Raw genomic sequence first — 22332 nt, forward strand, 5'->3', positions numbered from 1 at the left:
GAAACTGTTGAAAACTGCTATAATTAGCTATCTAATCTTCCATAAAAATTAAAAATCACCTTCTAGAAAAATTGTCCATTTCTAGAAAGTGACCAAGTATTGGCATTGCTTATTGAAAGGAAAAAAGAAACTCTGCTTCACAAATCAATTCACCAGCTACTGTTGCTTTACCTCTTGCTTTAGCAAAGCTATTTTTCACCTTTTCAACCATTACTTCCATACAAAGCTCATCCCCAGGAAATACAGGCTTACGAATTTTGGAATGATTTATGCCTGCTAATAAGGCAAATTTATTCCTATGTTTTTCTTCACTATGAATAGCTACTGCAGTAACTTGAGCAATCGCTTCAATTATAAGGACGCCTGGCATAATCGGATTATTTGGATTTTGTCCCGTTGCAAATGTATCTTCCTTGTTAATTTGCTTTACTCCAACTGCCATTTTGCCTTCTTTTAACTCTAATATTTCATCTACTAAAGGCAGAGGATACCGACTTAGTATATCCTTCACTTTCTGTAGATTCATCATTGCTTACCGCCTCTTTTATCTAATTCATTTTGTAATTGTGCCATTACATCACTTAATTCCCTTGTAATATCAGCTGGATCTTTTTTTGTACCATCTTCCTTTTTCAAGGAAATTGGATCACCGAATATAACATGTATTTTCCTGCCCCTTAAAAGACCCTTTAAATCTGTTGGACCACTATAAGCTGCTGGAACGATAGGCACTCTCGCCAAGTTTGCAATGGTAGCAGCTCCCTTTTTTAATGGCACATCCTCAGAAGTTCTTGTTCCACTAGGAAAAATTCCTACTATCTTCTTGTCCTTTAATAGTTTTACTGGCGTTTTTATACTGCTTGGGCCTGGATTTTCTCGATCCACTGGAAAAGCATTAATACTATGCAAAAATTTAGCTGCTTTTGGTTTATTAAATAACTCTTTCTTTGCCATAAAGTGAATTTCATTTGGTAATAAAGAAGTACCAAGCGCAACCACATCCACCCAGCCAATATGAGAACATGCAACCACATAACCAGTATCTTGCGGTAATTTATCTTTATTGATTACCTTTGTTCTTCCAAAAATTTTTAAGACAACATTTGCAAATCTGCTCGTAAATGCATACATTTTTTCTTTCTCCTTTATGTAAAAATTACTAATATTTATGTGTAGCATTACTATATATATAAGATTTTTAAAATGGCCAAATATTCCGCTGATAAAAACCGCTATCAAAAATAATATCATCTGCTATTAGTACTAGATACTATTTTTTTACTACCTACTTATTATATCTCATTCTCGTTAAAAAAAATAGTATCAAACCATTACAAAATAGGCATCTCCCAGTTGAAGGATCTATTGTAATTAAAGCAGTAATTAAAAAATATGGATAAATTAAAATAGATTCGCTATAAAAATTCAATGTATCGAACTAATTTTCAAACAAGTTTCTTAAACCCTTCTTGCTGATATGCATAGGACACAGCAAAACGCCTAAGACCTTGCAGACAAATGGCAGAAAGCAATTTTTGCGCTATTCCCTTGGAAAGGGCCGTGTAATCAAGCTGCAAATAATGACATAAGCTTTCTTTATCCAAATTAAAAAACCTAAACAATCATAAGAGATTATAAATGACTTCTCCGTATAATTGTTTAGGTTTTATTTAATTCTAAGACTTATATCCATGCGGCTTTCCTATTATATAGTAATCGAGGACAATACTATCCGCTTAATCGTATTTGCGACTCCATCCTGGTCATTCGTTTCAGCGACCTCTTGTGAAGCATCTTTTACATCCTGCCTTGCATTTCCCATCGCTACAGGATATCCGACCTTGATTAACATCGATAGATCATTCATACTGTCACCCATTGCTAACACATCTTTTAAGTGAATTCCTAAGTGATTCGCTAGTTTTGTCAATGCGTTTCCTTTGGAGGCATCCTTATGCTCAAATTCAAAATTATAGGTTCCAGATGAAACAAGAGTGATGGCGGAATCATCTTCGAATGTTTTCCATCCAGCGTCTAGCTTCTCTTTATCAAAGGAAAATGCCAAAATATTATAGACATCAATTGCAGGATTTTCTATTTCTTTATAGCTATCAATATAAGAAAATCCAGTTTGCGAAAATTGAATAGTCGCATGCTTTTCAAGCTCTTCTCTGCTAATTTGAGGATTTGCCGTACATAAACGATCAAGTTCAATTGCAATTAATTGTCTACCACGCTGTGGCGAGTAAAGATAATCGCTGCTAAAAACTTCATAATAGTAATCTCTCTCATCTAACCATTGTAATAGACTCATTGCTTTTGGCTTATCCATCGGAAGATGATCAAATAGGTTTCCTTCTGGATCATGAATGGTCGCACCATTTGCGCCAATAACCCAAGTTTTTAATCCAGTTTCTTTGAAAATCTCCATAACATCTGGATAGTTTCGACCTGTTGCTACAATTACTTCTATTCCTTTTTCTTGTGCACTTTTCAAACTGGCTGCATTTTCTGGACTAATCTTACTTTCATGATTTAAAAGAGTGCCATCTAAATCGGTTACAATACATGTAATCATCCTTCTCCATCCTTCCTGTCTGCCACTAATAACTCCACACCATTTTCCTTTAATAACTGAATAAACCATTCTTCCGGTTCTTTATCTGTGATAAAGAGATCAATATCGGAAAGATTCGCGAATTGGTAAAAGTCAGTAATGCCTATCTTGCTATTATCACCAACTACAATAACCTGCTTTGCTTGCTGCATCATCTTTTTTTTAACATCACCGTCTTCTTCGTCGACAATTGTTAGTCCTTTTTCAGATATACCGACAATACCAATAAACACTTTATCTACATAATATTTATCTAATCGTTGAATAACAGAATTCCCGTATAAATAGCGATGTTCTTTTTGCATCACTCCACCTAATAAATGAATTTTCGGCAATTGCTTATCTGATAAAATATCCGCCAAATTGATAGAATTTGTTATCACTGTACATTCTTGATTAATAAAACTTCCGATTGCCTGCACAGTGGTGGAGGCGTCTAAAATAATATGATCATTTTCTCGAACAAAGGATGCAGCTAATTTTCCAATTGCTTTCTTTTCTTCTGATACAGCTTTCAATCGATTATGATAATTATCTACTTTACGATGAATTTTTGGTAAAAGTGCACCACCCCTTGTTCGAATAATTACTTGTTCCTCTTCTAGTTTTACTAAATCTCTTCTAGCTGTATCTCTGGAAACATGAAAGAGGGAACAAATTTCTTCCACTGTTATTTTTTCATGCACATTTAAATACTGAATAATGTCCATTAATCTTTGCTCTTGTGCCATATTATCCCCTCAAATTCATTTCATCTATTTACATTTTAAGTTATTCACTTATAAATTTCCATTAAAATAAGCAAAATAATTATTTTCACTTAAAAAAAACGCAAACGGATATCTACTTCATCCATTTGCGTTTTTAATTATTTCCTTTCTAACCAGTCAACCGTTCCATTAATCAGCTTCATAAATTGGCTGCCAGATGAGAAAGTATGTATTCCCTCTTCAATAAATACGGATTCAACAGTTCCTGTATTTCTAGTTAAATATTCATTTTTATATTTATTCAAATAGTGATAAGGAATATCCTCATCAGCAGTACCGTGCACAAGAAGAACATCTCCTGAAAACTTATGACAACTCTTTAATGGATTATAATCTATTAAAGAATCGAAATAAGTTTGATAAAAAGAATAGCCGTAAAAATCAACGACTTCTCTTTCTGCTAATTCAGACAATCTCTCTTCTCCAAATATTCGTTTAATATCAACCGCTGGATCCCCGACAGCAGCCCACTGAATTAACCGTCTGACTCGTGCATCTTTGATAGCTGTCAATACAGCGACAGCTCCACCCAAACTATGGCCAAGTAAAATAAGTTCCATTATCGAGAATTTTTCATAAGCAAATTGAATAATGGCTTCTGTCTGATCGATTAAATCAGACAATTTTGTGCTGCCATACTCACCACTAGATTCGCCACATCCCCTATAATCAAAACGAATCACTAAATAACCCAATTCTGTCAGTACATTACTTGCCTTAACAAACAAGCGATCAACGCCAATTCTACTGCCAATTAACCCATGGCACATTATCACTACTTTATATTCATTCTGTATTTTCTTTGGATAATCAACAGACAAAACAATGGTATCGTCTTTCCAGTTGATTGATCTTACCTCGGTCATCATTTCCTCCCCCTAAACCTTCATACATCTATTATACATTATTCCTACCTGTTTAGTAAGTTTAAAACAGGAATTATCTGAAATCTTTTTTATCATATAATAATAGAACCTCTTTCCAACTTCAAGTTTGTTATTAAAATATGATAAAATAAACAGGATTATCGACTGACAAATTAAAGGAGATTCTTATGTATTATATTGATTATCATCACCATTCCAATCATTCATTTGATTCTAAAGCAATAATGATGGATATTTGTGAAAATGCTATAAGAAAAGGGATAAATGAAATTTGTTTTACCGAACACTTTTCTGTCAATCCGAATGCCCCGACTTACGGTCATATGAATTGGCCAACATATTTAGAAGACATCAACAAATGTAGAATTAGTTATCAGGATCAATTAATAATTAAATTAGGAATTGAACTATGTGAACCCCATTTATTACGTGAACAATATAAAACAGTGTTAGCACCAATTCCTTTTGATTATATTCTTGGTTCTGTTCACAATTTACACGGGCTAACACTTCGTAAATATATGAATGCTCACCCTGATGAGGATATTTATCTTACTTATTTTAAAGAGGTTCTTGAATTAGTTACATACGCAGATATTGATGTCCTCGCTCATTTTGATTTAATGAAGCGATATGCCCATCCAACACGAGGTATCTATCACTTCCCTGACTATCAGGAGATTATCACTACTATCTTAACAACAGCAATTAAAAGAAACATCGGTTTAGAAATTAACACTTCTGGCTGGCGAACAAGCTTAAATGAATCATTACCTTCTTTAGAAGTGTTGGCATTATATAAAAAGTTAGGTGGAGAAATACTTACAATTGGTTCTGATTCCCATAGAAAAGACGATGTTGGCGCAGATTTCATGCAAGCTCTTAATCTAGCAAAGAAAGCAGGTTTTACAGCATATTACAAATATGAAAAAAGAAAACCTATTCGAATAGATATGTAGAAATCTTAACAGCTTCTTATAAGCATTAGAGCTAAACTAGCAGAGACTCTTCTATGGGTAATATTTTCGATCATTCGGTTAGGAACGGCTGATAAAAAAATAATTAAAAGGACAATACAGCACCATTACTCCATATTATCCGAAAATAAATAAAAAAGAGTGCAAAGGTAGTTACCGATAAAAGTTAGTATTGTTATTCTAACTTTTGGAGATCAGTACCCAAATGACACTCTTTTTTATTTTTGGAAATTCGCTTTAGATATAGGAAACAATCAGTTCTGCTTTCCCAGTCAATTCAAATTCACCAAATTTATATGGCAGTAAGAAATGATCCCCTTTTTGGAAAGTGAATTCTTTGCCATCCTTTTGCAGAGATCCATCGCCTTCAATTACGCTACATAGTAAAAAATCTTGGTCTTGTTTTCTAGTAGACTGTCCGTCCAACACCCATTTTTCTACTGTAAAATAATCACATGTAACAAATTTAGTAATCTCCATGTTTCCTTGTTGTTCAACAACTGGAGTAGTTGCCGCTAATTGATGTGGAACAGTTGTAACGTTAATTGACTGTTCAATATGCAGCTCTCGCTTATTGCCGTCGCTATCTGTACGATCATAATCATATACACGGTATGTTGTGTCAGAATTTTGTTGTGTTTCAAGGATGATAATTCCTTCACCGATAGCGTGAATTGTTCCGCTAGGTACAAAGAAGAAATCACCTTTTTTCACTGGTACCTTGTTTAATAATTCATCCCATTTATTTTCAGCTATCATCGTTGTTAATTCATCTTTTGTGTTCGCGTGATGCCCAAAAATGATTTCTGCTCCTTCTTGACAGTCAATAATATACCAACATTCCGTTTTACCAAGTTCTCCATTTTCATGAACTTTTGCATAGTCATCATTTGGATGCACTTGTACAGATAAATCTTGATTAGCATCTAATATTTTTGTTAATAACGGAAAACGGTCACCTTCTATATTACCAAAAAGCTCATGATGATTCTCCCATAACTCTTCTAAGTTTTTACCCGCTAATGATCCGTTCTTTACTATACTTTGACCATGTGGATGTGCAGAAAACGCCCAGCACTCCCCTGTTATTTCACTCGGAATATCATATCCAAAGCTACGCAGTGCAGTACCGCCCCAAATTCTTTCTTTAAATACTGGTTTAAAAAATAATGGCTCGTTCATATGATTTGGAACTCCTTCTTTACAATATTTACTAGACTATTCTATCATACTCCCATATAAATTGGGTTTGATTTTCATAAAACGAAAATATCGATCTGCTGCCGATTTTATTAAATGAAAAAGGGATAACATACAATTTTTTCTAAAAATACAAAAAATATGAGGACAAATAGGAAGAAAGGTGATTTAATAGATTTGTAATATACCACTTATAGGGGGGAAATTATGAAAAAGTGTAAATGGAAAACAATTTTTGCTTTGTTATTAACGGTGACATTAGTATTAAGCGCAATGCCATCAAAAGAGATCCTAGCATCAGAAGGAGAAATTTCAGCTGCTACTCTTTCGATCGGAAAAGAGTTATCCTCGAGCTTTCAGCCAGATGAACATGTTAAATGGTTTAAGATTGATCCAAAATCTGTCGTGACTAAAGCAACTCACCTAGAGGTTGAATTAAATTCAACGGAAGAAATGAATATTAGCGTATATTCAAGTAAAGATAATGCTATGTCAGACAACACCTTCGATCAATATAACGCCGTTAGCTTTATGGATAATAAGGGCGTCATTTACTTCCCGATTGCTTGGGAAGGTCCGTACTATATTAAGGTTGAGTATTATTCCAACGTAGATGATGAGGAATACATAGAAGAAGAGGAAGTACTTGAACCGAATAGTCAATTTTCCTTAAAAGTAACGGATACAAAGCAAGCTCCTACTGTTGAAGCAGAAGAAGCTTGTCCAGTTGAATTAAGTACCAAGGAGTCAAAGGACAACCAAACAATCCTTACACAATTACGTACTATTAGAGATACCATTTTGTCTTCAACGGCAAATGGGAAAAAACTATCTTCTTTATACTATCAAGTATCGCCATTTTTATCGGCGAAGATGATATTTAATAAGCAGCTAAGACAAGATGTATTAACAAATTTAAAAGCGCTAAAACCGATTTTCACTAACCTGCTAGATAATGGTACAAGCAGCACCTATAAAATTGGAAAAAACGAAGCAAAAGCAATAAATAATTTATATGAAATCACCTTAGAAGCTTCTCCTACCGCTTTACAAACCAAGATTTCAACCCTCGCTAACAAAGTAGAGTTATCTAATATAGAAGGAAAAACGCTTGATGACATTTTTACTTTATTAGGAGCTTCCAGCTCAAGTATAACGAACAAAGAGATAAATAATAAATATATTATAAAAATGAAATCTGGTAAAACAGTTTCTTCTTTGAAAAACAGTTTGGGTAAAACTTCTGCTCAATCTATTAAAGGGTTAGAAGGAAGCGAAAAAATTGCTGACGGGATGTTTACCCTTGAATTGAATGAAGGAAAATACACAACGAAGAGTGCTAATACCCTTATTAACAAGATTCAAAACGCAAATGAAGTAGAGTATATAGAGCCTGTACAGCAATATACCTTACTATCCTTGCCAAGTGATGTATCTGCACCTTACCAATGGTCATTAAAAAACACAGCCCAAACAAATGGGAAAAATGGTGCTGATATTCAATTTGAAAAGCTTTATCAACTTCAACAATCTACTGATGTTAAACAAATGAAAATTGCTGTCTTAGATACTGGTGTGGATGCTTCCTTAGCCGATTTAAAAAATAAAATCACAGCGGGTTATAATTTTATCAACGAATCAGACAATGTATATGATGACAATAATCATGGTACACATGTAAGCGGCATTATCGCAGCAGGTATAAATAATGGCTATTCTATGTCTGGCATCCATTCAAACGCAAAAATTATGCCAGTCAAAATATTAGATGCATCTGGCTCTGGTGATACGGAACAAATTGCAAAAGGAATTAAATATGCGGTAGATCATGGCGCAAAAGTCATCAACATGAGTTTGGGTGGTGGTTATAGTAGAGTAATAGAGTCCATGCTTCAATATGCCAACAGCAAAAATGTTACTATTATTGCAGCAAGTGGAAATAATGGTTATGAAGGACTTGATTATCCGGGCTCTTCCAAATATGTAACGGCCGTTGGAGCTTCGAACGATTTAGATATCGTTGCTGATTATTCAAGTTATGGGAAAGAGCTTAAGCTTGTTGCACCAGGTTCCAACATTCCAAGTCTTGTTCCCAATGGAAATCTTTTATTATACAGTGGTACTTCGATGGCTACGCCACATGTATCTGCTGTGGCTGGATTATTGCTTTCTTTAAATGGGAAGCTAAAGCCTAAAGAGGTAGAAAAATATTTAATTGAAACAACAACATCTATTGTTTTTAAGGAAAATGACAATCCTGAAAATGAATTTTCGGAAGAATATCCAGATGATTTACCCGCTAGTAGTAATCCCATCGGTTTTGATAAAGTATCTGGCTGGGGGCGATTAAACGCATTTTCTGCTTTTAGTGCTCTAAAATTAAAAGCAAAAATTAATCCTGTTTATAATAGTACTCGATTACTTACCGGAACAGCTGAACAAGGAAGCAAAGTAAGTGTAAAACTTGGCAGTAAAACCTATTCTTCGTCAGCAGACAAAAATGGCAAGTTTACAGTAGAAATACCTTTACAAAAAGCGGATAAGCTTATGTATGTCCAGCTTTCAAGCAAAAATGGAACGGCAAGTACATCCCTCAGAACAACTGTTCAAAGAGACACGAAAGCTCCAAATGCACCAACCGTTCAAAAGGTTGGCGATAATGATAGTTTGCTGAAAGGAACAAGTGAACCTTTTGCTAATATTAATGCAAAGGTTAAGGGGAAATTGATCGGTAAAGGAACGGCCGATAAAAGTGGGAAATTCGCTATTAAAATCAAAAAACAGAAAGCTAATACAATTGTATCTGTTACAGCTGCAGATGGTGCAAAAAATACAAGTAAACCAGCAACCGTGAAAGTTGTGGATAACACACCACCTCCTATCCCAACGATAACTGGAACAATCAGTAATAAATCAGATAAAATCACTGGTAACGCGGAAGCTAATTCTACTGTTACTGCCAAAGCAGGCAAAAAGAAGCTCGGTTCTGCAGTTGCTGATAAAAAAGGAAAGTATACGATTAAAATTAAAAAGCAAAAAGAAAATACTAAAATCAGTGTTACAGCTACAGATAAGGCGAAAAATATAAGTAAAGCGAAGACTATTACAGTAGCAGATAAAATAGCTCCTGCTAAGCCAAAAGTAAATACGATCACGACGAAAACAACAAAAGTAACAGGAACTGCTGAAAAAAATGCAACCATTATCATTAAAAGAAACAACAAAGTATTAGCAGAAGGAAAAACAAATAAAAAAGGAGCTTTTTCTATCAAAATTAAAAAGCAAAAAGAAAAAACCTCTTTAACTATTACGGCAAAAGATACATCTGGTAATGTCAGCAAATCTGTTATAAAAGTGGTCACAAAGGCAAAATAATAACAAAGACTCTCCTTTTAGAAAAATTTCATTTCTAAAGGAGAGTCTTTTTTTAAGCACCTCTATTTAATTGTTCTTTCTTCGTTACTGTCTTTTCATTTCTAATCGTTTTACCATGCAAATAGTAATAAACAGCAATGCCGATTAAAATATAAATGCTGCTTAATGAATAGAAAGAATTTAATCCAATAGCATCACCAATAATTCCAACAATATAGGAGCCAAACCCTATTCCTATATCAAATATGGATAAAAAAGTAGCTGTTGCGAGACCTCTTCGATGTGGTGCTGCTTTCTGAATCGCAATGGTTTGTAGACACGGGAACATTGATCCATATCCTAAGCCAATTAATGCAGCAGATAATAAGAACATCCATTCAGATTGTGCAGTCCCCAAGACAAGCATCCCGATGGAAAATAGTACGATACATGGATAAACAATTTTATTTGCACCATAGCGGTCAAACCATTTACCAGCAAAAGGTCTTGCTATTAGCATAAAGATAGCGTAAACCACAAAGAAATATCCTGAAACACTTATAAATCCTTTGTTTTCAGCATAAACCGAAACAAAAGAAAGAATCGATGAATAAACAAGACCGAATATGGCTGCTACGATACTAATTTTTACTGCCGTACTCTCTATAATTCGATCAAATTGAATTCCTTTTTTCTCTTTCACTTTCGCTTCTTGTTCTACTCTCTCTGTTTCCATATCTGAGTCCAGTTTCATAAATCCACCTGTTAATATCGCAAAGAATGCAAATATTAGCGCCAATATAAACAAGGTAGAAGTTCCCCATGAGTTAATTGCCTGGAGTCCGATAAATGGACCGACTACCATCGCTAAATTCATACTCATTGAATAATACCCCATACCTTCTCCTCTTCTGGAGCTTGGTAAAATGTCTGCAACAATTGTCCCGGTAGCGGTTGTAGCCATACCAAATCCAATGCCGTGTAATGCGCGAACGATGAGCAAACTAGTGATAGAATCAGTAAATAAATAAAAAACCGCTGCCACTAAGAAAATAAGTAATGATGTAACAAATATGGCTTTTTTGCCAAACTTCTGCATCAAGTTACCAGCTACAGGCCGGATAAGAATAGCTGTTATAATGAATACCGTAACAACTAAACCTGCTGTAGACTGCTTTCCATTTAATTCTCGAATCGCATAGATTGGTAATGAAACTAGTAAAAAATAAAACGTCATAAATAAAAAAAAGTTACTTACCCATATTTGGATAAATCCCTTTGTCCATAATGGTTCTTTATTCACTTCTTTTCCTCCTTGATTGCTAATGAATGAATCCATTCAAAAATTATATGTTGTAAAGTCTTTTGAGATTCGATTGGCAATTGTTTAAGTAACCCCTGATTTGCCAGCAGAACAGCTGCTTCCCATTTCGCATACTGCTGTATAGCAAAATCTGTTAGAAATACTCTATTTGTCCTCTTGTCTTCTCCCTTTATTTGCAGAACATATTTTTTCTCCACGAGCTTCTTTATGGTACGTGTTACTGGAGGGGGTTCTATGGATAGATAATCGGCGATTTCCTTTTGAGTAAGGGGACCATTCTTTTTTAATACATACAAAATTGCCCATTCAGAGCTATAAATATCAAATGGCTCAAGTGCTGTATTTAATTGTTTGGTTAATTGTCGTGCGAGCTGCTGGATAGAATGGAATAAATCATGAGTCGTGTTCATTGCTTTCTCCGATCTAAAATTAATTACCTAGGTAACTATATCATAACTTTATTGGAACGGCAAGATACTATTTCATTTAATCAAACGTTTGATTAAATGAAAATATTACTATGTATAAAAAAGCACCCTTAGGTAGACTTTTTAATGTCTACCTAAGGGTGCTTTTTTATTCTTCTGCTGCTTTATTTGTTAGTTTTTCGCCAGTCTTCTACAAAACTGAAATGGAAGCAATGTTGTCTGGATGACAAGCTCCTATAGCCTTTTTAATTTGTAACTAATTGAAAAAACAGGCAATTCACTAATTAACCATTTTACCAAATGCTACTAATTAGGCGAAATGCCATCCTTGGTATAAATAGTAAAATGTTCCAGACTACTTCCCCAACTATCTCAAATAATACTTCTTTTAAAAAACTGTTACTTTTTCTTGTTTTAATTTTCATCTTCTAACTTCCCGTTATAAAATTTGGGTACCTATTCTGGGTTAATAACTATAACTTGACTGCCTGAATAGATTCTTCTATTCAATTCCATCTTCCACTATCCTACTGCTTCTCTATAAGCAAGCCTTTGATCTAGCAGCAGAGTTAAATATGGACATCAGGTATTGCTGTTGGTTATCCCACTTGCATACATATCTATTATTACAGCTTAATCAGCAATGGTATTTATTATTTACTGCGAGTAAAAACCTTTACTATCGCACTAATTATTCCAGGCACAAGAAAAAAGACGCCAAAAAAGACAGTGAGTAGATTATACTGTGGCGTTTTATAGAAATTAAACCATTCAGTGATAATAAAACTGTCAAGAAGCTTCCCGAATATTGTTCCATCCATATCTCTGTATTTAAGTATCCATCCTGTTGCTTCTGATGAAAAAAAGAATATTTGTGACAATACAAATACACCAATAGAAGATACCCAATATTTTTCCAGAAATGATGAAGCTTTTTGTTTCCTAACCAATGTAAATCCCATCCTTTACAAACACTCTTGTCTATATATTCATAAATTCATACGTATGGTTAGGAATTAAGTTTCAAAATTTTCCCTGTTTTATTAGAAAAATTGAATTGAATATTAATACCATTTCTACTAACTTGTTAATCCAATTATCAATAGAACCTTAAAACAGAAGGAAACGGCGGGAGGAATACTCTGTTCCTGAAGTAACAGAAAGGCTTGCTCACGATGGATTAATTGGAAGCATGATGAAAACAAATAGTTTTTATATTTGCACTGTAATAACAGAATGTTCAACTATACAAAATTAAGTATTGTGTTCGCACCATCTTTATAAAATAGCTATCTTATCACCAATATGAATAATTCCAGTCTTAATCACACTTGCATATAAACCAAAATGGTTATTTCGCTCTTTAACAATCTGTTTTAATAGCTTCGGCTGTCGGGTGCCTGTTTCTGGATCTACTGTTATGATCATACATCTTTCACAAAACTTATTAATCTCCAGAATTACATCTGAACCGATTTTAATTTGTTTCCCTAGTAAATCTTGTTCGTTTAGGTCACTTTCTTGGAGATCATAGACAATATTTCCTCTGAATCTTCTCTCATCAATCGATTCACCAAATGATGTAGATAATTCTGATAGAGCTTTTGTGGAAATTAATAACAGATTATCTTCTTCAATTGCTGGAAAGGGAACAAAGGTTGGAGCATAGGCGATTGAATCTAATGTCCGATTCGTTTCTTGTTCTAATCTTTCTAATAATGCCGTTTCGCCCCAAATATATTTCGAGCCATCATTGGCAGTTATAGTTAAATTAGGATATTTTTCTATTGACTCTTCTCCTGAAAAGCCCGCTTTATATGTAACCATTTTAGGGTATTGCGTAATGGTTAAATGCTTATTATTCGCTCTATCGATAAAAGCATGACTTCGATCGCCATATATTCCATACGACATAATCCGTGCCTTTTCCAAGCTTTCTCCAGTAAATGATTTTATTGGATAGCGCATGATCTTTTGTATATTGCCTATCATCTTTTCTCCCCCTTTACTCTCTTTCTTCTATTAAAACAAAAAAACTCTCTAAAACCAATTATTTTAGAGAGTTTTTCGAAAATTAAGGCTTTGTTTCCTTCATATCTACCGATAATAGTCGTTCTGTGCGCGTATCAAAAGTTAAATGAACAAATACACCAATTTCCTTTTGATCTTTGTTTACAATTAGCTTAAACTTTTCCACAGAAGTTCCTTTCTTATCTTCCTTGCCTACATGCAGATAATCAGTAACTTCACTATTAGGATATTTTTCTTGTGTTTTTGTTATGGCAATTCTCCCCCATTTTACATAGGAAGGCAGCTCTTCCGCACCACCATGTAAAGGACTGCTAAGCTGCATTAGGAATAAGCTTACCAAAAAGATGCTTATGAATGGATATTTTAATTTTTTCATGCAAACATCTCCTTTCTTGTTATTTCTAGTATGAACAGAGAAACAAAATATATGTATTTTTATATGTTAACTAAATTATATTATAGGTTGACACAAATCAATTAGAAAAGTATAGTTAATTACAGAAATTAAACAAAAGGGAGTGGCCATTTTGAAACAGTGGAAGCCAATAGATATAACAATGATTGCGTTATTTGTTGCTTTTATGGCGGTGGGAGCAAATGTTACAAGTTTTCTTATCATTGGAGGTGTTCCCGTAACTCTTCAGACTTTCTTCTCTATTCTTGCAGGGCTGATTCTTGGTAAAAGATTGGGAAGCGTGGCAATGTTTGTTTATATGCTTGTTGGTCTTATCGGAATACCCATCTTTGCAGGGATATCGGGCGGCCTTATGGTAATCACCAGACCATCATTTGGCTTTATTTTAGCATTTATTATGACAGCATTTTTTGTCGGTTTCTTCATCGAAAAAAAACAAACCATTCCATTCTATATTTTTAGCGGCTTCATTGGATTATTTATTAATTACATAATTGGGACTAGTTGGATGTATTTGGCTTATAAAGTTTGGTATGCTGCACCAGAAGGATTTACTTACCAGCTAATGTGGAGTTGGATGGCTCTACCTTTAATAAAAGACATCATCCTAACTTTTATCGCTGGTATTTTAGGACATCGTTTATATTATTCCGTCATCAAAAAAAGTTCCCTTCGCGTGCATTGGCATGAAAATTCATCGCGATAAGAAAACTGCCACATAATAAGGAACAGCTGAGAAAAAAGACTATAGACAAACCTCATAATTACTTAAGGTAATTGCCTATAGTCTGAAAGTCCTCAATAATGGAGGACTTGTTTGTTACCAAATCCGATTGCTTTTTATATTATTCGCTATAATACGACTTTTTTTCCTAAAAATCCTGTCTGATTATGCGCTTTCCCAAGAAATATTTATCCTATTCCCATTTCCCTCTTCATGAAACTTTATCTTATGTCGATGGAGTAAGAATAATCCAGTGATTCTAATTTATCGGTTAATACATGTATTTCTACATCCCATTTACCCGGCTGATTTAACTGAAGATTTTCTGCAAAATAATGTCCTTCCTTTTCCTTCGTTAATGGAAAAGACATTTCTTTCTCTCCTTGTCTTAAACTAATTGTAATTTGTTCCACAGGATCGATTGGCTTGCGGTTATTATCAAATACAAATACTTCATACTGATTTTGTACACCTGTTTTCTTAGGTGTGATCGATAAACTGATATTTTCATTATAACCAAGTTCTGCTTCTTCATAGAACGGCAGGTCGATAGGCAAGGTTGGTGTCTGTATTTGAGTAAACGCCGTAGTTACAAGCAATATTAATATGCCAAGTGTAATTTCCATTTTTATTGATTTTTTATAAAAGTCTTTCTTTCTTAATAGAAGTCTGCTGACAAGGTGATATGCACCAAAAATTAACATTAAAACAAGTAAACCAATTTTAATAAGCAAAACCTTTCCATATGCCGTACTTACTAATGACTGAAAATCAGGAATTAATAAGGAGGCATTTATTGCGCCAGAAATGGCTAAAACCGCAACAGTAATAAGGGCCCATAATGAATACCTCTCCATAGTTGCCCAATATAAATCATGTCCTTCCCCTTCTTTAGCAAATATTCCTTCTCGTAAAAAGAGAATAATGACAATCATTCCGCCAAGCCAAATAGATGCTGCTATTAAGTGAAAGAAATCAAGCACGATAGCTACTGTCTCATAAGGCGAACTGGAAGGATGACCAAGAAATGCTTTTGAAAGCATGATGCCTATAAATGCTAATCCGGGAATTATCCAATGCTTTCTTTCTAAATAAGCTTCTTTTGTCCAAATAAATCGTTGTGCAAGGAATAAAATAGCCAAAAGGATCATTTGTACAATCCAAATAATTCCTTCCTTCGTACTTGTCAATGTTTCCATTAAATTACTTGGCTTTATACTAGCTAATAGACTCACACCAGCATAGCTTTGTGTTTGAATAACTAATGAGCTAATAATACTAATGGCAAGGAATAAGACAGCAATAATGGATATTTTTTTCGTTCTTTTTACTAGCTTTGCAGATAATTTTTCATTTCTATACCAAATTGTATAGAATAACAATAATCCCATATAGATAGAAAAACCTATATAAAGAAAGCCTTTATTGATCATCGTACTTATAAAGCTCACTAGATTACCATTGTCCTGTTGAGTTGGAAAAGCTGCACCATCAGGTAATTCTCCAATGCTGAAAGGAATCATCCCAGAAACGGAATGGCCATCAGCAGATACAACCCTCCATTCTACCGTATATATATCATTCGGTAAATCTGACTTTAGATCAACTTCCATTGATTTTTCTGTATCAGGATTAATGACTACATTTTTCTTGTCTACTCTTTCACCCGATGAATTTAAAACATTTAAGATTTTAAAGCCAGTTTGAATCTTTTCATTAAACTCTATGTATACCTTCTCTGGCGCTGTCTTTAATATTTCATTCTCACTAGGGTTTGAATTTGTAATATAAGCATGTGCAGAAACTTTATTAATCCCTAAAAAACTAAACATTAGTACAACGATAGGAAGAATCATAAACAGCCTTTTGCTATCCACTTTTAAAATCACGTCCTTCTATTTTCTCATTCCCCTCCCAATTATAGCGAAAGAATAGTCATTCGTACAATGAAGTGTTACCCTTCCTTAACGGGTTCGACATTATCCAAGGAGAAAAGTCAACTTTTGTCTTTATAGCGCACTTTTTGCGCTTTCCCAAGAAATATTTACGGAAAAATCGAATAAATCCTGTTGATCTGGTAAATAATATGAATAAATTTAAAAGGAGGTAGGTCCATGGATATTAGCATGACTGCCGATGAAGTAATGTTGGCTATTCAACAATTGCGCTCAAATGGCATGAATATGAATAAAAAGAAGATAAAACAAAGCCACCCGGATTTAATGCGCCATGCGCTCCATTATTTTCCTGATTGGAACAGTGCGGTTGAAAAAAGCGCATCTGCTTAATAATACCAGATTAACTACTTCTTAGTCATACATATTCAACAAGTGTCTGATAACACCATAGACTTACGAAAAAAATGAGTGAACAAGGTTTTTCAACAGTATCAAATAGAAGTTAATAGAGGCTTCCCTTACAATATAACCACTTAGATTTTGGCTGGTTAGAAACGGGAAGTTCTCTTTTTATTTGTACACGACCTTTACTAAGGAAGAAGGGTATAAGATAGAATGAAGGAATTCTTAATATTATTAAAGAATGGAAACCGTTCGGCTCTGCTTGCTGCTTTAGTAAATACCGTTATCTCCTTATTAAAAGGAGTTGCTTACTTTCTCACCGGTAATGTGGCGATGTTTGCAGAAACCATGCACTCCCTTGGTGATGCAGCCAATCAATTTTTTGTGTTTATTGGATCTGCATTAAGTAAAAAAGCTCCAACAAAACGCTTTCCAGGAGGATTTGGCAGACTTGTCAATATTGTTTTATTATTTGCTGTTTTAATCGTTGGAATTATGGCTTATGAAACAATTCGCGAAGGACTTGATCATGTTCTTAAGCCACAAGAATCAACAGGCTTTTTACTCATTATCATTATCCTCTCCATATCTGTAGGCTTAGAATTTACCGTTTTAATTAAAGCAATGAAAGAAATTGTAGCAACAGCGGGTTTAAAAACAAGAGGTTTACAATTATTTTCTGCCAGCATTGCCTATTTAAAATCTGCCAAGCCTGCAACAAAGTTAGTATTTTTAGAAGATTCCGTAGCAACAGCAGGAGGAATATTAGCAATTGCGGCAGTAATAGTAAGTGAATATACAAACTTTAAACAAGCAGAAGGCATTGTATCCATTATCATCGGCATTTTTATGTTTATTGTTGTTGGGAGAGTTTTTTTAGATAACGCTGCAGGTGCTATAGGGGAAGCAGATTTAGAAATGCAAGATACAATTGGCAATATTGCGATTAAAGATCCTGATGTACGTGATATCCAAGATCTAGCAGTTTACAAAGAAGGGGAAGATTTCCACGTAGAACTAAGTATCGAAATCGATAGTAAATTAACCGTTGAGCAAGTCGATAAAATAAGACAACGAATTGAAAAGCAAATTTTATCAGAAAAAGGCGTATCTGATGTGATTATCGAATTTGATAAAGATGATGGTATTTTAAAATGGCCCCATTTTATTTCTGAATTGGATAAACATAAAAAGGTGGCTGAAAAGCATACAAATTAATAAATCTAGGCTTATAAGATTCATTCTTGAATAAGTAGTGAATTAAAAATCACCAATACTTCCATCATAAAGGCCAGGAATTCTAAAAAAATCCCTGGCCTTCCATTTATAATGAATCTATTTAATTACCGCGTCTTCAAACGGGGCATAAAATACTCCCTTAGGTGCTAGAACACTGGTTTCTGACTCCTCTTCTCTCCCATCGACTTTATAAGTACCTGCTGGAAAATAATCATAATAACCAGACTTTACATGTAAATCCACATAGTATTCATCGAGTTCTCTCATTAATATGTGATATGCTTCTCTATCCATAATTTCACCTAAATCATCTAGTTCAAAATTTTCTTTCACTGCCTCCATAAATGGTTCACAAGACTCTGCCGCAACATATAAATCTACGTCACAACATTCCATACAAAGTAAAACCTCTTCCCCTTTTATATTAGCATAAGCATCATCGACCATTTGTTTTAAAATCTGTTTGATCTTTTCTTGATTAACCAAATTCATGGTTGTTTTCACAACAGTTCCCTCCAAGTATTTACAACTGACAAAAATATCTATAGCTTTATCATACACAAAAACAAGTACAAAATGAAATAATATCATTTTGTACTTGCTTCAGCCTTTTATTTTAAAATATTTTTTACAATTTCATATGAACGAAGACGTTCAGATTGAGAATACACTTGTGTGTTGATTATTATTTCGTCCGCTTGGGTTTCCGCTAAAAATGTTTGTAGTTTCTGAGTAACTGTATCTTTGGAGCCGATAATAGATGCTTTCAATTGCTTGTGAACAATAGCTTTCTCATAAGTACTCCACATTTCCTCCATATTGGAAACCGGGGGCTGCAGTTGTGCCGGCTTGTTCCGAATAAGACTTAAAAACTGCTGTTGTGAAGACGTAGCAAGATATGCCGCTCTTTCATCCGTATCTGCTGCAATAATATTCACTCCAACCATTACATACGGCTTCTTTAAAGTTTCTGATGGACGGAATGAATGAAAATAAGTATTAAGTGCAGGAATCGTATAGTCTGGTGAAAAATGGCTAGCAAATGCAAATGGCAGGCCAAGTTGAGCAGCCAATCTAGCACTAAAGTCACTGGAGCCTAACAGCCAAATCGGTATTGTTTCCCCTTCCCCTGGTATAGCCCTTACTGGTAAATTTGTCTCTTCGTATGGTTTAAAATACGTTCTTAATTCCTCTAGCAATTCTGGAAAATCACTTCCATCACTTTGATGGTAACGTCTTAATGCTCTTGCTGTCAGTTGATCACTGCCAGGAGCCCTTCCAAGACCTAAATCAATACGATTGGGGTACATAGATTCTAATGTACCAAATTGCTCAGCAATAACTAAAGGCGAATGATTCGGTAACATAATTCCGCCTGCCCCCACTCTAATCTTGCTTGTACCCCCAGCTAAGTAGCCAATTAATACGGAAGTAGCACTACTAGCAATCCCAGGCATACTATGATGTTCAGCTACCCAATAGCGGTTATATCCCCACTTTTCAGATTGTTGAATAAGTTCTAAACTATTTTTAAAACTTTCAGCAGCATTGCTTCCTTCTCTAATCGGTGCTAAATCAAGAACGGAATATTTTATTTCCTGTAATGTTTTTCCCATATATCCAACCCCTTCTCTCTACACTATAAAACTGTTCCATTCTTCCCTTCAACTTTATTGCCTGTACATTGAAACATCCGTGAATATATTAATCAAAATGATTTAATAGTTGCTTACTGTTTACATACTCTAATGTATCTTGATGATATCGTGAAAGAATATATTCCATTTGCGGCATTGGGGAAACAATCGGTATTTTCTTGTTTTTTATAATCCTAATAATTGGTTTTGCAGTTGATTTTGAATCCACTATTGCCCATTTTCCTTTTTTCTTCTGAAGCGTTAAATCAATGATCCCAAGGTGATTTCCCCAGTTTCCTGCTTGGACTGTCGGTTTTCCATTAATCAATCCTTTTTCATGGTTAACACCTTTTGGCCCTTTTTCTCCTTTAACTGGAAAGATACCATGCGAGTGACCATAAAGAATAACATCTATTCCTTTGACTTTGCTAATATCTCTGACATTATTCCCTTGTTTTGGCCAATATTGATCAGAATATAAACCGGCATGTACTAAAGCAATGATTAAATCTGCGCCTGCTTTTTTCATTTGAGGGACAATTTCTTCCGCTGTTTTTCGCATATTTTTTATGATAAGTTTATCTTCCAAATGCTCCTTGTCCCATACCTGGGTTATTGGAGTAATTAATCCTATGACACCCACCTTAATATTTTCCGTTTTTCCTTGATCATTTACTAACTTTTTATCTAATAGTAGATAAGGTTGAAAAAAATGAATATCATCTTGTTCATATCCATTATGATCATCAACATAAATATTAGCATTCGTATAGGGGAAATCAGCCCCTATTAGCGTATTTAACAAAAAATCCAATCCGAAATTGAACTCATGATTCCCAACCGTTGCTGCGTCATATCCCATTAAATTCATACTCTTATAGGCTGGATGAATATCACTAGAATAAAACATCGGCGAATTTGCTACATATTCAGCTAGCGGACTCCCTTTTATCACATCGCCCACATCAAACAGCATTGTATTTCTTTGTTCTTTTTTTGCCTGCAATATTAAACTTGCAACACGATTGTATCCATATTCAATCGTTTTCTTTTTCTCTTCGTAATTATAATCTAAAAGATAAGAATGAATATCCGTTGTCTCTAAAATTCGAAGTGGAAAGATAGATTCCTTGTGATTTTCTTCAGTAGCTTTTGTAAGTATAGGGTTGGCATGTATAAAAAGGATAAAAGTAATACAAATAATAACAAAGAATTTCTTTTTCATCTCTAAGTCTCCCCTTTTCTCCGAGCACACCTTTTCGCTTGCCTTAGTTTATACAATAATGAACATACCTACACAGAAATTAACAAAAGGAATTAACAATATCGTTTCCTAAAATAGAAAATGTGGGAAATTTGTCAACTAATCAGAAGTTTTGATAGCTTTTGTCTTGTTGCAGGAAATTAATTCCCCCTTCTCTAAATACATATAGTAAAGATGGTCAAATTACCTTGATTATTCAAAAGGAGAGAGAGAAATGAAAGCATATACCATAGGTGAAGCATCAAAAAAACTGACGACAACCCCAACTATGTTAAAACAATGGGAAAAGGAATTTCAAGGAATTATCGTGATACCTAGAACAAAAACAGGGGCGCGTATTTATACCGAAAAAGAAATAACCCTCCTTCATGAGGTGAAAAATTTATATAAAGAGAAACGAAAAACAGCTGAAGTAAAAGAAACATTAACAATGCTCATTAACAGACCTAAGAAAGCAGAGATTGCGGAAATAAAAGAAAAAAGCAAAAACACAGCCGTCGAATTGCTTCCTAAAAAGGATGCTTTAGAACCTGCTGAGACGACGAAATCACAAATTACAGAACAAAACTTTCGCCTATTACTTTCTTCCTTGGAAAATTATAAACAAGATTTTCTTGAAGAAGTCAAAGATGAAATTAGAAATGGGATTAAAACGGAAGTATTAGAAACAATTTCAAAGGAAATAAAAGCTGGCCGTGAAGAAACAATTTCCCATATTACTAATTCAGTTAAGGAAACGCAGACACAAACATCCGAACATTTAGATGAATTTTCCGAACTTTTACATAAAAACGCAGAAGCGACCACAACTAAATATGAAGAAATTCAAACGAAGATCAAAAAACTTTCCCAAATTTCAAAAGCTGAAAGAAAAACCTACTCGAAACAATGGACATCTAATGTTTCATCCACAAAAGAAATTAAATCAATGATCGAGCATCTCTCGAAATCAAATGAAGAACTAAACAAAACGGTGGAACAATTAAATGAAAATGATCAATATTTTATGGAAACGTTACAGCTAGAAAGAGAACAACTGAATAAAGAAATTAAACAAAGAGAAAGAAGTTTCCAAGAGCTTGTCCAAACATTTCGTCATGCCGCTGCTGCTCAAGAAAAAAGGAAATCCTGGTGGAAAATTTGGCAATAACAAACTTAGGAAAAT

21 protein-coding genes are annotated in these 22332 nt (G+C 34.3%); 6 read left to right on the forward strand and 15 right to left on the reverse strand.

Annotated features, from left to right (window positions below; translation table 11 throughout):
- Nucleotides 1-109: 109 nt before the first annotated feature.
- From fabZ to MHH96_RS18200, 5 genes are all read right to left on the reverse strand, one after another.
- Nucleotides 110-529, reverse strand: coding sequence for a 3-hydroxyacyl-ACP dehydratase FabZ (fabZ, locus tag MHH96_RS18180; protein WP_047940631.1), 420 nt, complete (start codon nucleotides 527-529; stop codon nucleotides 110-112).
- Nucleotides 526-1131, reverse strand: coding sequence for a lysophospholipid acyltransferase family protein (locus MHH96_RS18185; protein WP_047940630.1), 606 nt, complete (start codon nucleotides 1129-1131; stop codon nucleotides 526-528). Before MHH96_RS18185 ends, fabZ begins: the two co-directional genes overlap by 4 nt.
- A 574-nt stretch (nucleotides 1132-1705) precedes the next feature.
- Entirely contained in the window at nucleotides 1706-2578 is an 873-nt protein-coding gene (locus tag MHH96_RS18190; RefSeq protein WP_047940629.1) for a Cof-type HAD-IIB family hydrolase, read from the reverse strand.
- Nucleotides 2575-3348: a DeoR/GlpR family DNA-binding transcription regulator gene (locus MHH96_RS18195; RefSeq protein WP_047940628.1), complete on the reverse strand. Its 774-nt coding sequence runs from the start codon at nucleotides 3346-3348 to the stop codon at nucleotides 2575-2577. Before MHH96_RS18195 ends, MHH96_RS18190 begins: the two co-directional genes overlap by 4 nt.
- Nucleotides 3349-3485: 137 nt before the next feature.
- Nucleotides 3486-4256: an alpha/beta hydrolase family protein gene (locus MHH96_RS18200; RefSeq protein WP_235844417.1), complete on the reverse strand. Its 771-nt coding sequence runs from the start codon at nucleotides 4254-4256 to the stop codon at nucleotides 3486-3488.
- Nucleotides 4257-4441: 185 nt separating this feature from the next.
- Here MHH96_RS18200 and MHH96_RS18205 point away from each other — a divergent pair, with 185 nt between their 5' ends.
- A complete protein-coding gene (locus MHH96_RS18205) occupies nucleotides 4442-5233 on the forward strand; it encodes a histidinol-phosphatase HisJ family protein (RefSeq protein WP_047940626.1) in 792 nt (263 codons plus the stop codon).
- Between the two features lie 255 nt (nucleotides 5234-5488).
- On the opposite strand, the gene manA is transcribed toward MHH96_RS18205, so the two are convergent.
- Nucleotides 5489-6433, reverse strand: coding sequence for a mannose-6-phosphate isomerase, class I (gene manA / locus MHH96_RS18210; protein WP_047940625.1), 945 nt, complete (start codon nucleotides 6431-6433; stop codon nucleotides 5489-5491).
- Between the two features lie 225 nt (nucleotides 6434-6658).
- On the opposite strand from manA, the gene MHH96_RS18215 reads away from it, so the two are divergent.
- Nucleotides 6659-9826 (forward strand): S8 family peptidase, encoded by a 3168-nt coding sequence (locus tag MHH96_RS18215; RefSeq protein ID WP_341117820.1) that lies wholly within the window; start codon nucleotides 6659-6661, stop codon nucleotides 9824-9826.
- Between the two features lie 52 nt (nucleotides 9827-9878).
- Here the strand turns inward: MHH96_RS18215 and MHH96_RS18220 are convergent, their stop codons facing one another.
- The 5 genes from MHH96_RS18220 to MHH96_RS18240 form a co-directional block, all read right to left on the reverse strand.
- On the reverse strand, nucleotides 9879-11108 hold the full coding sequence (locus tag MHH96_RS18220) for an MFS transporter (protein ID WP_095257241.1): 1230 nt from the start codon (nucleotides 11106-11108) through the stop codon (nucleotides 9879-9881).
- Nucleotides 11105-11539: a MarR family winged helix-turn-helix transcriptional regulator gene (locus MHH96_RS18225; protein WP_095257240.1), complete on the reverse strand. Its 435-nt coding sequence runs from the start codon at nucleotides 11537-11539 to the stop codon at nucleotides 11105-11107. The genes MHH96_RS18220 and MHH96_RS18225 overlap by 4 nt, the downstream gene beginning before the upstream one ends.
- A gap of 671 nt (nucleotides 11540-12210) precedes the next feature.
- On the reverse strand, nucleotides 12211-12507 hold the full coding sequence (locus MHH96_RS18230; RefSeq protein ID WP_095257239.1) for a YfzA family protein: 297 nt from the start codon (nucleotides 12505-12507) through the stop codon (nucleotides 12211-12213).
- 328 nt (nucleotides 12508-12835) lie between these two features.
- Complete coding sequence (locus MHH96_RS18235; RefSeq protein ID WP_172865783.1) at nucleotides 12836-13549, reverse strand: MOSC domain-containing protein; 714 nt, start codon at nucleotides 13547-13549, stop codon at nucleotides 12836-12838.
- A gap of 82 nt (nucleotides 13550-13631) precedes the next feature.
- Nucleotides 13632-13964: a DUF3889 domain-containing protein gene (locus MHH96_RS18240; RefSeq protein WP_061796231.1), complete on the reverse strand. Its 333-nt coding sequence runs from the start codon at nucleotides 13962-13964 to the stop codon at nucleotides 13632-13634.
- A gap of 151 nt (nucleotides 13965-14115) precedes the next feature.
- On the opposite strand from MHH96_RS18240, the gene MHH96_RS18245 reads away from it, so the two are divergent.
- The gene (locus MHH96_RS18245; RefSeq protein WP_235844418.1) at nucleotides 14116-14709 is read left to right on the forward strand and encodes a biotin transporter BioY; all 594 of its coding nucleotides are present in this window, start codon (nucleotides 14116-14118) and stop codon (nucleotides 14707-14709) included.
- 239 nt (nucleotides 14710-14948) lie between these two features.
- Here MHH96_RS18245 and MHH96_RS18250 read toward each other — a convergent pair whose 3' ends face one another.
- On the reverse strand, nucleotides 14949-16616 hold the full coding sequence (locus MHH96_RS18250) for a copper resistance CopC/CopD family protein (RefSeq protein ID WP_341117828.1): 1668 nt from the start codon (nucleotides 16614-16616) through the stop codon (nucleotides 14949-14951).
- A 225-nt stretch (nucleotides 16617-16841) separates the two neighbouring features.
- Here MHH96_RS18250 and MHH96_RS18255 point away from each other — a divergent pair, with 225 nt between their 5' ends.
- Entirely contained in the window at nucleotides 16842-17015 is a 174-nt protein-coding gene (locus MHH96_RS18255; protein WP_162837569.1) for a hypothetical protein, read from the forward strand.
- Between the two features lie 225 nt (nucleotides 17016-17240).
- Nucleotides 17241-18245, forward strand: coding sequence for a cation diffusion facilitator family transporter (locus MHH96_RS18260; RefSeq protein ID WP_047940617.1), 1005 nt, complete (start codon nucleotides 17241-17243; stop codon nucleotides 18243-18245).
- Between the two features lie 117 nt (nucleotides 18246-18362).
- Here the strand turns inward: MHH96_RS18260 and MHH96_RS18265 are convergent, their stop codons facing one another.
- The 3 genes from MHH96_RS18265 to MHH96_RS18275 form a co-directional block, all read right to left on the reverse strand.
- On the reverse strand, nucleotides 18363-18770 hold the full coding sequence (locus tag MHH96_RS18265; RefSeq protein ID WP_047940616.1) for a hypothetical protein: 408 nt from the start codon (nucleotides 18768-18770) through the stop codon (nucleotides 18363-18365).
- A 107-nt stretch (nucleotides 18771-18877) separates the two neighbouring features.
- Nucleotides 18878-19882, reverse strand: a complete 1005-nt coding sequence (locus MHH96_RS18270; protein ID WP_047940615.1) for an LLM class flavin-dependent oxidoreductase — start codon at nucleotides 19880-19882, stop codon at nucleotides 18878-18880.
- 88 nt (nucleotides 19883-19970) lie between these two features.
- Nucleotides 19971-21128 (reverse strand): metallophosphoesterase, encoded by a 1158-nt coding sequence (locus MHH96_RS18275; protein WP_053215576.1) that lies wholly within the window; start codon nucleotides 21126-21128, stop codon nucleotides 19971-19973.
- A gap of 253 nt (nucleotides 21129-21381) precedes the next feature.
- Here MHH96_RS18275 and MHH96_RS18280 point away from each other — a divergent pair, with 253 nt between their 5' ends.
- Nucleotides 21382-22317, forward strand: a complete 936-nt coding sequence (locus MHH96_RS18280) for a MerR family transcriptional regulator (protein WP_341117831.1) — start codon at nucleotides 21382-21384, stop codon at nucleotides 22315-22317.
- The last annotated feature ends 15 nt before the right edge of the window (nucleotides 22318-22332 follow it).

It is taken from the genome of Niallia sp. FSL K6-0212, from assembly GCF_038007605.1.
Classification (GTDB): Bacteria; Bacillota; Bacilli; order Bacillales; family Cytobacillaceae; genus Niallia; species Niallia circulans.

Excerpts from the sequence above, each read along its gene's own strand:
- MHH96_RS18225 (WP_095257240.1), bottom strand. The coding sequence starts at position 11,539 with ATGAACACGACTCATGATTTATTCCATTCTATCCAGCAGCTCGCACGA.
- manA (WP_047940625.1), bottom strand. The coding sequence starts at position 6,433 with ATGAACGAGCCATTATTTTTTAAACCAGTATTTAAAGAAAGAATTTGG.
- MHH96_RS18205 (WP_047940626.1), top strand. The coding sequence starts at position 4,442 with ATGTATTATATTGATTATCATCACCATTCCAATCATTCATTTGATTCT.
- MHH96_RS18280 (WP_341117831.1), top strand. The coding sequence starts at position 21,382 with ATGAAAGCATATACCATAGGTGAAGCATCAAAAAAACTGACGACAACC.
- MHH96_RS18235 (WP_172865783.1), bottom strand. The coding sequence starts at position 13,549 with ATGATAGGCAATATACAAAAGATCATGCGCTATCCAATAAAATCATTT.
- MHH96_RS18185 (WP_047940630.1), bottom strand. The coding sequence starts at position 1,131 with ATGTATGCATTTACGAGCAGATTTGCAAATGTTGTCTTAAAAATTTTT.
- MHH96_RS18200 (WP_235844417.1), bottom strand. The coding sequence starts at position 4,256 with ATGATGACCGAGGTAAGATCAATCAACTGGAAAGACGATACCATTGTT.
- MHH96_RS18190 (WP_047940629.1), bottom strand. The coding sequence starts at position 2,578 with ATGATTACATGTATTGTAACCGATTTAGATGGCACTCTTTTAAATCAT.
- MHH96_RS18275 (WP_053215576.1), bottom strand. The coding sequence starts at position 21,128 with ATGAAAAAGAAATTCTTTGTTATTATTTGTATTACTTTTATCCTTTTT.
- MHH96_RS18255 (WP_162837569.1), top strand. The coding sequence starts at position 16,842 with ATGGATATTAGCATGACTGCCGATGAAGTAATGTTGGCTATTCAACAA.
- MHH96_RS18260 (WP_047940617.1), top strand. The coding sequence starts at position 17,241 with ATGAAGGAATTCTTAATATTATTAAAGAATGGAAACCGTTCGGCTCTG.
- MHH96_RS18195 (WP_047940628.1), bottom strand. The coding sequence starts at position 3,348 with ATGGCACAAGAGCAAAGATTAATGGACATTATTCAGTATTTAAATGTG.
- MHH96_RS18215 (WP_341117820.1), top strand. The coding sequence starts at position 6,659 with ATGAAAAAGTGTAAATGGAAAACAATTTTTGCTTTGTTATTAACGGTG.
- MHH96_RS18240 (WP_061796231.1), bottom strand. The coding sequence starts at position 13,964 with ATGAAAAAATTAAAATATCCATTCATAAGCATCTTTTTGGTAAGCTTA.
- fabZ (WP_047940631.1), bottom strand. The coding sequence starts at position 529 with ATGATGAATCTACAGAAAGTGAAGGATATACTAAGTCGGTATCCTCTG.
- MHH96_RS18270 (WP_047940615.1), bottom strand. The coding sequence starts at position 19,882 with ATGGGAAAAACATTACAGGAAATAAAATATTCCGTTCTTGATTTAGCA.